General features: G+C 71.7%; 12 protein-coding genes. 9 read left to right on the top strand and 3 right to left on the bottom strand.

The features are described 5' to 3' along the window. The first annotated feature begins 23 nt into the window (after positions 1 to 23). On the top strand, positions 24 to 1229 hold the full coding sequence (locus ACWDZ7_RS37230; protein ID WP_451803176.1) for an MFS transporter: 1206 nt from the start codon (positions 24 to 26) through the stop codon (positions 1227 to 1229). Here ACWDZ7_RS37230 and ACWDZ7_RS37235 read toward each other — a convergent pair. The 3 genes from ACWDZ7_RS37235 to ACWDZ7_RS37245 all read right to left on the bottom strand — a co-directional run bounded on the left by ACWDZ7_RS37235 (position 1204) and on the right by ACWDZ7_RS37245 (position 4846). Continuing rightward, on the bottom strand, positions 1204 to 2583 hold the full coding sequence (locus ACWDZ7_RS37235) for a S28 family serine protease (RefSeq protein ID WP_451803177.1): 1380 nt from the start codon (positions 2581 to 2583) through the stop codon (positions 1204 to 1206). The genes ACWDZ7_RS37230 and ACWDZ7_RS37235 overlap by 26 nt on opposite strands. 62 nt (positions 2584 to 2645) lie before the next feature. Continuing rightward, positions 2646 to 3812, bottom strand: a complete 1167-nt coding sequence (locus tag ACWDZ7_RS37240) for a hypothetical protein (protein WP_451803178.1) — start codon at positions 3810 to 3812, stop codon at positions 2646 to 2648. Beyond that, entirely contained in the window at positions 3809 to 4846 is a 1038-nt protein-coding gene (locus ACWDZ7_RS37245; RefSeq protein ID WP_451803179.1) for a 5-dehydro-4-deoxyglucarate dehydratase, read from the bottom strand. Before ACWDZ7_RS37245 ends, ACWDZ7_RS37240 begins: the two co-directional genes overlap by 4 nt. A gap of 244 nt (positions 4847 to 5090) precedes the next feature. On the opposite strand from ACWDZ7_RS37245, the gene ACWDZ7_RS37250 reads away from it, so the two are divergent. The 8 genes from ACWDZ7_RS37250 (at position 5091) to ACWDZ7_RS37285 (ending at position 12667) form a co-directional block, all read left to right on the top strand. Next, positions 5091 to 5900 (top strand): NAD-dependent epimerase/dehydratase family protein, encoded by an 810-nt coding sequence (locus ACWDZ7_RS37250; protein WP_451803180.1) that lies wholly within the window; start codon positions 5091 to 5093, stop codon positions 5898 to 5900. A gap of 212 nt (positions 5901 to 6112) precedes the next feature. Then, a complete protein-coding gene (locus ACWDZ7_RS37255) occupies positions 6113 to 6883 on the top strand; it encodes a DeoR/GlpR family DNA-binding transcription regulator (RefSeq protein WP_451803181.1) in 771 nt (256 codons plus the stop codon). A gap of 112 nt (positions 6884 to 6995) precedes the next feature. After that, complete coding sequence (locus ACWDZ7_RS37260; protein ID WP_451803182.1) at positions 6996 to 8360, top strand: ABC transporter substrate-binding protein; 1365 nt, start codon at positions 6996 to 6998, stop codon at positions 8358 to 8360. Next, positions 8357 to 9304, top strand: coding sequence for a carbohydrate ABC transporter permease (locus ACWDZ7_RS37265; protein WP_451803183.1), 948 nt, complete (start codon positions 8357 to 8359; stop codon positions 9302 to 9304). The genes ACWDZ7_RS37260 and ACWDZ7_RS37265 overlap by 4 nt, the downstream gene beginning before the upstream one ends. Beyond that, complete coding sequence (locus ACWDZ7_RS37270) at positions 9304 to 10149, top strand: carbohydrate ABC transporter permease (protein WP_451803184.1); 846 nt, start codon at positions 9304 to 9306, stop codon at positions 10147 to 10149. Before ACWDZ7_RS37265 ends, ACWDZ7_RS37270 begins: the two co-directional genes overlap by 1 nt. Continuing rightward, positions 10146 to 11135 (top strand): zinc-dependent alcohol dehydrogenase family protein, encoded by a 990-nt coding sequence (locus tag ACWDZ7_RS37275; protein ID WP_451803185.1) that lies wholly within the window; start codon positions 10146 to 10148, stop codon positions 11133 to 11135. The genes ACWDZ7_RS37270 and ACWDZ7_RS37275 overlap by 4 nt, the downstream gene beginning before the upstream one ends. A gap of 42 nt (positions 11136 to 11177) precedes the next feature. Further along, the gene (locus tag ACWDZ7_RS37280) at positions 11178 to 11399 is read left to right on the top strand and encodes a hypothetical protein (protein WP_451803186.1); all 222 of its coding nucleotides are present in this window, start codon (positions 11178 to 11180) and stop codon (positions 11397 to 11399) included. 65 nt (positions 11400 to 11464) lie between these two features. Continuing rightward, on the top strand, positions 11465 to 12667 hold the full coding sequence (locus ACWDZ7_RS37285; protein WP_451803189.1) for a TerD family protein: 1203 nt from the start codon (positions 11465 to 11467) through the stop codon (positions 12665 to 12667). The last annotated feature ends 45 nt before the right edge of the window (positions 12668 to 12712 follow it).

Consider the following 12712-nt stretch of genomic DNA (forward strand, 5'->3'; position numbering starts at 1 on the left):
CTTAGAAACCAGCATCACCTGGCATGACATCGACGATCGGGCGCGTCCTGCGGGACCGCGACGCGGGCCTCTATCTCGGCGCGGTGGTGGTCTCCGGCTTCGGGACCTCCGCGCTGTGGCTGGCCTCCGGCATCTGGGTGAAGGAGCTGACCGGTTCCGACGGGCTCGCCGCGCTCTGCCAGTTCGCCCTCTGGGCGCCCACCCTCATCGGCCCGCTGCTCGGCACGCTCGCCGACCGCACGCGCCGCAGACCGCTCCTAGTGGCCGCCAACCTCGCGCTCGGCGCGCTGCTCCTGTCCCTGTTCGCCGTGGACGGCGCGGGACGGCTCTGGATCCTCTTCGCCGTGCTCCTGGTGTACGGCACGTGCGGCGTCGTCACGGACGCGGCGGAGGCCGCCCTGGTCCCGACGGCCGTCGGCAAGGAGCTGCTCGGCGACTTCAACGGCCTGCGGATGTCGGCGAACGAGGGCATGAAGCTGGTGGCGCCCCTCGCGGGTGCGGGCCTGTTCGCCGCGTACGGCGGCGCCCGGGTGGCGCTCCTGGACGCCGTCACGTTCGTACTCGCCGCGGGCATGTACGCGCTGCTGCGGGTGCGGGAGGCCGCCCCGGTGCGCGAGCGCGCGTCCCTGCGGGCCCGCACCGCCGAGGGGGCCCGCTACCTGTGGGGGCACGAGCGGCTGCGGCCCCTCGTGGTGGCGGGCGGCCTGACGATGCTGACGTCGGGGATCAGCGGCGCGACGGTGTACGCGATCGTGGAGGGGCTCGGCCACTCACCCGCGTACACGGGTGTGCTGTACGTCGTGCAGGGCGCCGGTTCCGTCGCGGTGGGCGTGGCGTCGGGGGCGCTGACGCGGCGGCTCGGGGCGTGGCGGTTCGGCGGCGCGGGCACTGTGCTGACCGGCGTGGCGGCGGTGCTGAGCGCGCTGCCGAGCGACGCGGCGGTCCTCGCGGGGAGCTTCGCGAACGGCGTCGGGCTGCCCTGCGTACTGATCGCCGGGCTGACGGCGGTGCAGCGGGAGGCCCCAAACGAGCTGCTCGGCCGGGTGGCGGCGACCGCCAACACGCTGATGTTCGCGCCGACCGCGGTCGGCGTCGCGGCGGGCGCGGCCCTCGTGGAGTGCGTCGACTTCCGCCTCCTGCTGGCGGTCCTCGCGGGGGCGCGGCTGCTGATCGCCGCGCCCCTGCTGAGACCCCGGGGGCGGGTTACTTCACGCCGGCCCAGCGCTTGATGGTGGCGACGGCCTCCGCCTGCTCGGCCTCGGGCAGCTTGGCGATGGACGCGCCGTGGTTGGCGCCCGGCACCTCGTAGCGGTAGGAGTCGCGGTGGCTCGGGGTGAACCGCTCCGCGCTCCACGGGTCGTTCTGGCCGTAGATGAACATCATCCGCTGGCCGCGGCTCTTCACCCAGCGGTCGACGTCGGCGACGGTCCTGTTGTCGTAGGTGCCGCGCATGGCGGCGGGCAGCACCGAGTTGGGCTGGTAGATGTCCGGGTAGTGGCGGACGCCCTTGAGGTGCTTGAACCTCAGGTCGGCCCAGCCCAGTTCGGTGGCGGCCTGGCGGTAGTAGGGGCCGGAGCCGTTGACGCCGAGGTCCTCGTCGCGGTAGACGCTCAGGCCGTGCTCCTTCGACCAGTCGTAGAGCTGGTCGTCGCCTGCCTTCCTGGCATCGGGGACGGTCGGGCAGTCGGCGGCGGTGCCGGACTGCCAGAAGTTCCACACCTGGTCCAGGACCGCGAACTCGTAGGCGCGGTCGGTGGTGCCGAGGGTCTCCTCGAAGGTGTCGCCGTTGGCCTTCGCGTCCGCCTCGAACTTGGGGAGCAGTGTGTCGCGGCGTACGAGCATCTCGCGCTGTACGGCGTTCAGCGCGTCGCGGCACTCCTTGGTCCCGACGGTCTTGAAGAAGCGCTCGTAGCCGGAGTCGTCACGGTTGTTGGCGTCATTGGGCGTGACGAAGGCGACGACCGCGTCGAGGTCCTCGGGGTGGAAACGCTCGTGGTAGGTCGCCGTCATGCCGCCCTTGCTGGCACCGGTACCCAGCCATTTGCCCTTCTCGATGGTGCGCAGGGCCCGGGTGAGGCGGTGCTCGTCGGCGGCCTCCTGGCGGACGGTCAGCTTGGACCAGTCGTCGCCCGCGGCGCCCGAGGGCCGGGACCGGGCGAAGTAGCGGTGCTCGACGCTGATCTGGTTGGCGTCGATCAGCCTGGTGAGGGAGGCCGTGCCGCCGGGGAGGGTGTAGCCGCCGGTGTAGAGCACGGTCGGCTTGTCCGTGGCCTTGTGCCAGAGCGTGGCGCGCTGCGTGAAGGTGGCGCCGTGGGGCCTGCGGTGGTCGACGGGCTGGACGTACGTCAGCGAGTAGAGGGGGTGGCCCTCCTTGTCGGCGACGGAGACGACCTTCATGCCGGGTATCTTCTCCAGCCGTTCGCGGACGGTGTCGGCCGCCTCGCTCTGCCGATCCGCCGCCGTGGGCCGCGCGGCGGCGGGTGCCGACGTGGCCTGCGCGGCGGCGGGTGCCGCGCCGCCGAGCACCGCGGCACCCGCCATCAGTCCGGCGCAGACCAGCGCGGATATCCCCTTGTTGCGCACCTTGTCTCCTCTGTCCCCTGGTACTGGAGCGACGGTTCGTGGTGCGCGGATCGTAGCGGCGATCACCGCGGGCGCGACAGGGCCTCCGCGACATGGGCGAGGTCGGCGTCCGAGGCCAACCCCGCGTGGTAGAGCCGCAGTTCCGTGGCGCCGAGGTCCGCGGCGCGGGCCGCGTCGGCGGCGAGCGTGGCGGGGCTGCCGCCCATGCCGCGCACGACGGTGAGGTTGGCGGCGAGGACGGCCCCGGCCCCGGCCTGTTCGGCGAACGGCGTCAGGGCCCGCGCGCCGCCCGTGCACGGCACGACCACGCCGTCGGCCACGGAGAGGATGTGCGCCGGGTCCACGCCCGCGTTCGCCCCGCAGTGGTACGACAGCGGGTCCGCGTGCAGCAGCACCTGGAAGCCCGGCGGGGCGGATGCGCGGACGGCGCCGATGGCGGCCTCTTGGAGCGTGCGGGCCGTTTCGTCCCGCCACGCGCGCGTGGCCTGTGCCGTGTCCGTGCCGATGAGCTTCTCGACGGCCGCCCAGCCGGTGTCCTCTGCCTCGCCGCGCCAGACGGGCTCCAGAGCGCGCCGGACAGTGGCGGCCAGTTCGTCCGGGTCGAGGCCCGCTCCGTCGTACCCCTGGCGGCAGGAGGGGCAGAAGCACAGGGACATCAGGTACTGGCCCGCCTCGCCGAGACCGACGCCCGCGGTCTTGTCGTGGGCGTGCAGATGCGCGAGGCCGTACCAGCCGCACGACTCCAGTTCGGTGCCGTGTGCTCCGGGGCGCACGGCGGCCTCCGCGGCGAGGTCGACGAGGTACGCGCGCGTGGCGTCCTGCGCGATGCACGGCGCCCACGGGTAGCGGTCTCCGTAGGCGTTGACCACGGAGGTGGCCGGATGGTCGTCGCCCATACGGGAGTTGTGCGCGAGGACGACCCAGCTGTGCACGTCGAGCCCGGCAGCGGCCAGCGCCTCGGCGGCCGCTCCATAGGCGTCGCCCGGCGCCCAGTCCCCGGCGGCGTACGGCCGCAGCTCGCGCCCCCGCCACCGCTCGCCCGGCGGGTAGAGCACGGCGGCGTGCGCGGCCGTGACGATCCGGTGGCGCGGGTGGCGCGGGGTCAGCGCGCGCGTGGAGTGGTAGGCGGAGGCGAGGGTGACCTGCCGGACACCGAGAGCGGCGAGACGTGCGGGCGCGTCGGGATCACCGACGACATCCCAGGGGTAGAGAAACGCGGCGGCCTTCACGCACCCGCCTCCGGGCCACCGTCGGCATCGGTGCGCAGGTCATCGGGGGCCCTGTCGCACAGGTCACCGACGGCCTCGTCACCGACAGCCCCATCACGCAGCAACTCACGGCCCCTCTCCACTAGCTCCGCGAGCCGCTTGACGTGTTCGTCGGCCGGCTCGTGCAGCGGTGGGCGTACGGGGCCGACGTCGAGGCCGCCGAGGCGTACGCCCGCCTTGACGAGGGAGACGGCATAGCCGCGACCCAGGGTGCGCAGCTCCACGAAGGGGCGGTAGAAGCCGTCGATGAGGAGGTTGACGGTGGTGTCGCCCTGCGGGGTCCCGGCGTTGAACGCCCGGTGGAAGGCGAGCGCGATGTCGGGCGCGAAGCAGAAGACGGCCGAGGAGTAGAGGCTCACGCCGATGCCTCGGTAGGCGAGGCCGGTCAGTTCGGCGGTCGGCAGTCCGTTGAAGTACAGGAAGTCGCCCGGCACCTCGCCGCGTACGGCGCTGACGGTGCGCTGCATCAGGTCCAGGTCGCCGAGGCCGTCCTTGAAGCCGATGACACCCTCGGCGCGGGCGAGTTCGACGACCGTCTCCGGGGCGAAGACGGCGTTGTCGCGCTGGTAGACGATGACGTCCAGGGACGTGGCGGCGGCCAGTTCGGTGTAGTGCCGGACCAGCCCCTCCTGCCCGGCGACGACGAGGTAGGGCGGCATGGCGAGCAGCCCGTCGGCGCCCGCCTCCTCGGCCAGGCGCGCGTACCGCACGGCGAGCGCGGTGCCGTACCCGGCGCCCGCGACGACCGGCACGCGCCCCGCCGCCTCCTCGACGGCGGCGGCGACGCACTCCTGGAACTCCTCGGGCGTCAGGGCGTGGAACTCACCCGTGCCGCAGCAGGCGAAGACGGCCGCGCAACCCGCCTCGACGCCGCCGCGCACATGGGCGCGGAAGGCGTCCAGGTCGACGGAGCCGTCGCGTCCGTACGCGGTGACCGGGAAGAACAACGGCCCACTGGGGACGCGAAGTCGAGCAGCGAGAGGGGCTGACGTCACGGGCTCTCCCTAAGCGTGCACGTGTGCCGCATAGGCGTGCACGTTTCTGATTGGTGTCCATATCCCTGAACGCGACCACGCTAAGGCGCGCTCTCGGGCTGGTCAAGCGGGCGAACTCCCCGCCCGGGACCGGATTTGACGCCTCCGCGAGAGACTTGACGCGGCGCGACCGAGATCCCTAGCGTGTCTACAAATGTGAATCCTGTACGTGGATATACATATGCCCGCCCCGAGGAGATCCCGCATGCCCGCTCCCCGCACCCTCCTGCTCACCGGCGCCGCCGGCGGCCTCGGCACGCTGATGCGCGGGCTCCTGCCGGCCTACGGCTACGACCTGCGCCTGCTCGACATGCGCGGCATCGAGGGCGAGCCGGACGCGGTCACCGCCGACCTCGCCGACAAGGACGCGCTGCGCGAGGCCGTGCGCGGGGTCGACGCGGTCCTCCATCTGGCGGGCATCTCCCTGGAGTCCACCTTCGACAAGATCCTGAAGGCCAACATCGAAGGGACGTACAACCTCTACGAGGCGGCCCGCGCGGAGGGCGTCCGGCGCATCGTCTCCGCCTCCTCCAACCACGCGGTGGGCTTCACTCCGCGCCCGCGGGGCGACGACCCGCTGATCCCGGTCGACACCCCGCACCGCCCCGACACGTTCTACGGCCTGTCGAAGTCCTTCGGCGAGGATCTCGCCCAGTTCTACTGGGACAAGTACGGCATCGAGACCGTCTCGGTCCGCATCGGATCCTGCTTCCTGGAGCCGACGAACGTACGGATGCTGTCGGTCTGGATGAGCCCCGGCGACGGCGCGCGGCTCTTCCACGCGGCGCTCACCGCCGAGGACGTGCGGCACACCGTCGTCCACGGCTCGTCCGCCAACACGCGCCTGTGGTGGGACCTCTCCTCGGCGCGGGCGCTCGGTTACGACCCTCAGGACGACTCCGAGCAGTACGCGGAGAAGCTCATCGCCGAGCAGGGCGAACTGGACCCCGCCAACCCCGACCACGCGCACCTGGGCGGCCACTTCTGCACCAACCCGCCGGTGTGGCCGCACTGAACCAGTAGGCCGGTTCGGGCGGCGAGCGGGCAGCCCTCGACCCGAAACGGGCGTGCCCGCCGCCCGCGCCGCAGGCCCCCGCCTCGACGAGCGGGCACAAGCGGGCAGCATCGCGCCCGCTGCGCACCTGGTCACGCCCCTGCCCGCGCTGTAGAACTTCCCCACAGGGCCCGAACGGGCACGCTGTGACCCAGGGGAAGAAGGTGGCGCCGATGACCGCGGAGGAACGTCAGCGGCGGATCGTCAACGCGGCCCGCCACTCCGGCTCCGTCGACGTGACGGCGCTCGCCGCCCAGCTCGGCGTCGCCAAGGAGACCGTCCGCCGCGACCTGCGCGCCCTGGAGGACCACGGCCTGGTCCGCCGCACCCACGGCGGCGCCTACCCCGTGGAGAGCGCGGGCTTCGAGACCACCCTCGCCTTCCGCACGACCATGCACGTCCCCGAGAAGCGGCGCATCGCCGCCGCCGCGGCCGAACTGCTCGGCGACGCCGAGACGGTCTTCGTCGACGAGGGGTTCACGCCCCAGCTGATCGCCGAGGCGCTGCCCGGGACCGCGGCCGGACGCGCGCTGACCGTCGTCACCGCCTCGCTGGCCACCGCGGGCGCCCTCGCGGAGGCGGAGAACGTCACCGTGCTGCTGCTCGGCGGGCGGGTCCGTCCGGGAACACTCGCCACCGTCGACCACTGGACGACCCGCATGCTGGCCGGGTTCGTCATCGACCTGGCGTACATCGGCGCCAACGGCATCTCCCGCGAGCACGGCCTGACGACGCCGGACCCGGCGGTCAGCGAGGTGAAGGCGCAGGCGATCAGGGCGTCGCGGCGCACCGTCTTCCTGGGCGTGCACACCAAGTTCGGCGCGACGAGCTTCTGCCGGTTCGCCGGGATCGGCGACCTGGACGCGATCGTCACGAGCAGCCGCCTGCCCGCCTCCGAGGCCCACCGCTACTCCCTTCTCGGCCCCCAGGTCATCCGCGCCTGACGGCCGCTTCCTGCCCCTCCCCTTCTCCCGCCCGCACGGTATGCCCCAGGTCTCCACACACCCCGGCATGCCCCAATCATCCCTAAATCACCCCTATATCCAGGAGCGATTCATGCGAACCCCGAGCCGACGGGGGCCGCGCGCGTTCGCCGCGGCCGCCGCAGGGACGCTGCTCGCCCCGCTGCTCGCCGGCTGCTGGGCCGGCGCGGGCGGGGCCGGTTCAGGCGAGTCCCTGAACGTCCTCATGGTGAACAACCCGCAGATGGTGGAGTTGCGCAAGCTCACGGCCGCCCACTTCACCAAGGAGACGGGCATCGAGGTGAACTTCACCGTCCTGCCGGAGAACGACGTCCGCGACAAGATCAGCCAGGACTTCGCCAACCAGGCCGGGCAGTACGACGTCGCCACCCTCAGCAACTACGAGATACCGATCTACGCCAGGAACGGCTGGCTGCACGAGGTCGGTTCGTACGCCCGCGAGGACACCGCGTACGACGAGAAGGACATCCTGCCGTCCATGCGCCAGTCCCTCACCGGCCAGGACGGCAAGCTCTACGGACAGCCCTTCTATGGAGAGTCGTCCTTCCTGATGTACCGCAAGGACGTCTTCAAGAAGGCGGGCCTGACCATGCCCGAGCGCCCCACCTGGCAGCAGGTGGCGAAGCTCGCCGCCCAGGTGGACGGCGAGGAGCCGGGGATGAAGGGCATCTGCCTGCGCGGCCTGCCCGGCTGGGGCGAGCTGATGGCGCCGCTGACGACCGTGGTGAACACCTTCGGGGGCACGTGGTTCGACAAGGACTGGAAGGCCCGCCTCGACTCCCCCGAGTTCGAAAAGGCAACTCGCTTCTACGTAGACCTGGTCCGCGAGCACGGACAGTCCGGGGCCGCGCAGTCCGGCTATGCCGAGTGCCTCAACAACCTCACCCAGGGCAAGACCGCCATGTGGTACGACGCGACGGCCGCCGCCGGTTCCCTGGAGTCCGCCAGGTCCCCGGTGAAGGGCAAGATCGGCTACGTACCCGCCCCCGTGGTGCGGACCGCTGGCTCCGGGTGGCTCTACACCTGGGCCTGGGGCATGCAGAAGACCTCACGGAACCCGGACAAGGCCTGGAAGTTCATCTCCTGGGCGTCCGGCAAGGAGTACGAGAAGCTCGTCGGCGAGCAGACCGGCTGGTCCGACGTCCCGGCGGGCAAACGCGCCTCCACCTACGCGAACCCCGCCTACCGCAAGGAAGCCGCCGCCTTCCAGGACGTCACCCGCGCCGCCATCGAAGGAGCCAGGCCCCGCGACCCCGGCGTACAGCCCCGCCCGGCGCCCGGCATCCAGTTCGTCGGCATCCCCGAGTTCACCGACCTCGGCACCAGGGTCTCCCAGGAGATCAGCGCGGCCATCGCCGGACGCCAGTCCGTCGACGCGGCCCTGAGCAAGTCCCAGAAGCTCGCCGAGAAGATCTCCGAGGAGTACCAGGGACGATGACCGCCACCGCCACCAGCACCGCCACGGTCGGCCACGCGCGCGTGCCCGCCGCCAAGACCCCGGGCCGCTTGCGCGCCTGGGCCACCAGGGCGCCCCTGCTGCCCGCGCTCATCTTCATGGTCGCCGTGACGCAACTGCCGTTCGTGGCCACCCTGGTGATCTCCTTCTTCGACTGGAACGCCCTCTACCCGGACGCCCGCGGCTTCACCTGGTTCGCCAACTACTCCGAGGTCCTCACCGACCCCGGCCTGCGCAAGTCCGTCCTGACCACGATCCTGCTCACGGCCTCCGTCGTCCTCGCGAGCCTGGTCGTCGGGCTCGGCCTCGCGCTGCTCCTCGACCGGAGGTTCAGGGGGCGCGGGCTCGTGCGCACGCTGCTCATCGCGCCGTTCCTGCTGGTGCCCGTGGCCGCCGCGCTGCTGTGGAAGCACGTGCTCTACAACCCCGAGTACGGCCTCTTCAACGGCCTGCTGCACTGGGTGGGCGGCGACGGGGCCGCACAGCCCGACTGGATCTCCGACACCCCGCTCCTGGCCATCGAGGCCTCCCTGGTGTGGCAGTGGACGCCCTTCATGATGCTGATCCTGCTCGCGGGGCTGCAGAGCCGAGACACCGAGCTGATCGAAGCGGCCCGCATGGACGGCGCGAGCGACTGGCAGGTCTTCCGCCATCTGACACTGCCCCACCTGCGCCGCTACCTCGAACTGGGCGCGCTGCTCGGCTCGATCTACATCGTGCAGAACTTCGACGCCGTCTTCACCCTCACCTCGGGCGGCCTCGGCACGGCGAACCTGCCCTACACCGTCTACCAGAGCTTCTACCAGGCGCACGAGAACGGCCTGGCCTCCGCGGCCGGCGTGCTCGTCGTCATCGGCTCCCTCGTCATCGCGACCTTCGCGCTGCGGGTCGTCTCGTCCCTGTTCCGTGAGGAGGCCTCCCGCTGATGGCCGCACCCGTGAAGGCCCGTCCCCGCGCGCGTGGGTCCGTACTCGGCCTGGCCGCCTGGCTCGCCGGGATCCTCTTCTTCCTGCCCATTGCTTGGATGGCGCTGACCTCCTTCCACTCGGAGGAGGACGCCGCCACCAACCCGCCCTCGCTCGCCGCCTCGCTCACCCTCGACGGCTACCGCGAGTTCTTCGGGGCGGGCGGCGGCGCGAGCCCCTGGCCGTCGCTCATCAACTCCACCGTGGCCTCGGTCGCCTCGACCCTGTGCGTGCTCGTGCTGGCCCTGCCCGCCGCGTACGCCCTGTCCATCAGGCCCGTGAAGAAGTGGACGGACGTGCTCTTCTTCTTTCTGTCGACGAAGATGCTGCCGGTCGTGGCGGGCCTGCTGCCCCTCTACCTCTTCGCCAAGAACACCGGGCTGCTCGACAACATCTGGCTGCTCGTCCTGCTCTACACCTCGATGAACCTGCCGATCGCGGTGTGGATGATGCAGTCCTTCCTCGCCGAGGTGCCGAAGGCGGTCATCGAGGCCGCGCGGATCGACGGGGCACGGCTGCCGACCGTCCTCGCGCGCGTAGTGGCGCCCATCGCGCTGCCGGGCATCGCCGCGACCTCCCTGATCTGCTTCATCTTCAGCTGGAACGAACTGCTCTTCGCACGGGTGCTCACGGGCGTCGTCGCCCAGACCGCGCCCGTCTTCCTGACCGGCTTCATCACCAGCCAGGGCCTGTTCCTGGCGAAGGTGTGCGCCGCGTCGCTCGTGATCTCCCTGCCGGTGCTCGCCGCGGGGTTCGCCGCCCAGGACAAGCTGGTCCAGGGCCTGTCGTTGGGAGCCGTGAAATGAAGGCCGCGATCGTCGAATCGGTGGGCAAGGTCGTCGTCGGTGAGGTGCCCGACCCGGCGCCCGGACCCCGTGACGTCGTCGTGGAGGTCGCCGCGTGCGGCCTGTGCGGCACCGATCTCCACATCCGCCAGGGCGAGTTCGCGCCGACGCTGCCGGTGGTGCCCGGCCACGAGTTCGCCGGCACCGTCGTGGAGCGGGGCCGCGACGTCACCGGGCTCGGCATCGGCGACCGGGTCGCCGTCGACCCCTCGCTGCACTGCCACGAGTGCCGCCAGTGCCGGGCCGGGCGGGGCAACCTGTGCGAACGGTGGGCCGCCATCGGGGTGACCACGGCGGGCGGCGCCGCCCAGTACGCCCTCGCGCCCGCCGCCAACTGCGTGCGCCTGCCCGATCACGTACGCACCCAGGACGCCGCCCTCATCGAGCCGCTGTCCTGCGCGGTGCGCGGCTACGACGTCCTGCGGTCCCGGCTCGGCGCGCACGTGCTGATCTACGGCTCCGGGACGATGGGCCTGATGATGCTGGAGCTCGCCAAGCGGACCGGCGCCGCGAGCGTCGACGTGGTCGACGTCAACCCGGAGCGGCTCGCCACGGCGGCGCGGCTCGGCGTCTCGGCGTCGGCGGCCGGCGCCGACGAGCTGGACCGGCCCGACGGCTGGGACGTGGTGATCGACGCGACGGGCAACGCGGCCGCCATCCAGGACGGCCTCGACCGGGTCGCCAAGGCGGGCACCTTCCTGCAGTTCGGCGTCGCCGACTACGCCACACGCGTCACCATCGACCCATACCGGATCTACAACCAGGAGATCACCATCACCGGTTCGATGGCGGTCCTGCACAGCTACGAGCGGGCCGCCGAGCTGTTCGCGGCGGGCGTCCTCGACCCGGAGGTCTTCATCAGCGACCGGCTGCCGCTGGACGACTACCCGCGGGCGCTGGACCGGTTCGCCGCCGGGGTGGGCCGCAAGATCGTCGTCGTGCCGTAATCCGCTACCGCGGCGGCATGGCCGGGACATACGCTCCCGGCCATGCCGAGACCTCATGGATTCACCTACGAACAGCGCGCCGACGGCGCCGTCGTCATCACCCACGGCGCACGCGCCGCCGGAACGCTGCGCGGCCCCCGCGCCGAACAGTTCCTCGCGGAGGTGGCCGGCGGGGACCCGCAGCTCGTCATGGCCCGCTGGACCGGCAACTACAAGCGCGGCAACGAACGGTCGGCGCGGGCGCACCCTCGTAACCGCGGCTGAGAAAAACCTTGCGCGGGTAAGGGAACGGCAAAGCGGGGTCGTTCGTTACCTCTGGCATGACAGCTATGACCCCCGGCTCGAACATCCCGCTGACCGCCGCCCGCGTTGCGGTGGACGTCGCCGCTCCGGTGCGGCTCGACGTATCGGGCCTGCTGCTCACCGCCGACGGCAAGGTGCGCTCCGACGACGACTTCATCTTCTTCAACCAGCCCTCCGGCCCCGGTGTGACCTATCAGTCGGGCGGCGGCACGACCCCCGACAAGATCACCGTGGACACCGCCTCCGTGCCGTCCGGCATCGAGAAGATCGTGGTGACCGCGAGCCCGGACGCGGCCGGCCAGAGCTTCCAGGGCGTCGAGCCCACGGCCACGATCCGCAACGCCGACGACGGCTCGGTCCTCGCGACGTTCACCCCGCCGCAGCTCGGCTCCGAGACGGCCCTGGTGATCGTCGAGATCTACCTCCGCAACGGCGCGTGGAAGGCCCGCGCGGTCGGCCAGGGGTACTCCAACGGCCTCGCGGGCATCGCGACGGACTTCGGCGTCTCGGTCGAGGAGCCCGCCCCGGCCCCGGCCGCTCCGGCCGCCGCGCCCGCCGCCCCGATGGCTCCCCCGGTGGGACAGCCGGTCCAGGGCCCGCCCCCGCCGGCCGCCGCTCCCCCGGCGCCCGCCGCGCCCGCGCCCGGCTCGGGGAAGATCAACCTGGACAAGGGCCGGGTCAGCCTCCAGAAGAACCAGACGGTGTCGCTGGTCAAGGGCGGCAAGCCGCTGCTCTCCCAGGTCAAGATGGGCCTCGGCTGGGAGCCCGCGTTCCGCGGCAAGGACATCGACCTGGACGCCTCCGTCATCGCGTACGGACCGCAGCGCAACCACGTGGACAGCTGCTACTTCGGCAAGCTGTCGATCGTGAACGGCGCGATCAAGCACTCCGGCGACAACCTCACGGGCGAGGGCGGCGGTGACGACGAGGTGATCGTCGTCGACCTCGGCCGCCTCCCGCAGGACGTCACGGGCCTGGTCTTCACGGTGAACTCGTTCTCGGGCCAGAAGTTCACGGAGGTGGCGAAGGCGTACTGCCGCCTGATCGACGCGGCCTCCGGCGAGGAGCTGGTCCGCTTCGACCTGACCAGCGCCGAGGCCCAGACGGGCGTCATGATGGCCAAGCTCATCAAGCAGTTCACCGGCGAGTGGGAAATGACCGGTATGGGGCAGTTCGTCAAGTCGCGCACGGTGCGCGGCATGGTGAAACCGGCGGCGCAGGCGCTGTAGGGCACACCACACACGTGAGGGGCGGCGGGCCGTGTACACGGCCCG

This window comes from Streptomyces sp. NPDC003032 (assembly GCF_053591415.1).

Excerpts from the sequence above, each read along its gene's own strand:
- ACWDZ7_RS37275 (WP_451803185.1), top strand. The coding sequence starts at position 10,146 with ATGAAGGCCGCGATCGTCGAATCGGTGGGCAAGGTCGTCGTCGGTGAG.
- ACWDZ7_RS37260 (WP_451803182.1), top strand. The coding sequence starts at position 6,996 with ATGCGAACCCCGAGCCGACGGGGGCCGCGCGCGTTCGCCGCGGCCGCC.
- ACWDZ7_RS37250 (WP_451803180.1), top strand. The coding sequence starts at position 5,091 with ATGCCCGCTCCCCGCACCCTCCTGCTCACCGGCGCCGCCGGCGGCCTC.
- ACWDZ7_RS37265 (WP_451803183.1), top strand. The coding sequence starts at position 8,357 with ATGACCGCCACCGCCACCAGCACCGCCACGGTCGGCCACGCGCGCGTG.
- ACWDZ7_RS37280 (WP_451803186.1), top strand. The coding sequence starts at position 11,178 with ATGCCGAGACCTCATGGATTCACCTACGAACAGCGCGCCGACGGCGCC.
- ACWDZ7_RS37270 (WP_451803184.1), top strand. The coding sequence starts at position 9,304 with ATGGCCGCACCCGTGAAGGCCCGTCCCCGCGCGCGTGGGTCCGTACTC.
- ACWDZ7_RS37285 (WP_451803189.1), top strand. The coding sequence starts at position 11,465 with ATGACCCCCGGCTCGAACATCCCGCTGACCGCCGCCCGCGTTGCGGTG.
- ACWDZ7_RS37255 (WP_451803181.1), top strand. The coding sequence starts at position 6,113 with ATGACCGCGGAGGAACGTCAGCGGCGGATCGTCAACGCGGCCCGCCAC.
- ACWDZ7_RS37230 (WP_451803176.1), top strand. The coding sequence starts at position 24 with ATGACATCGACGATCGGGCGCGTCCTGCGGGACCGCGACGCGGGCCTC.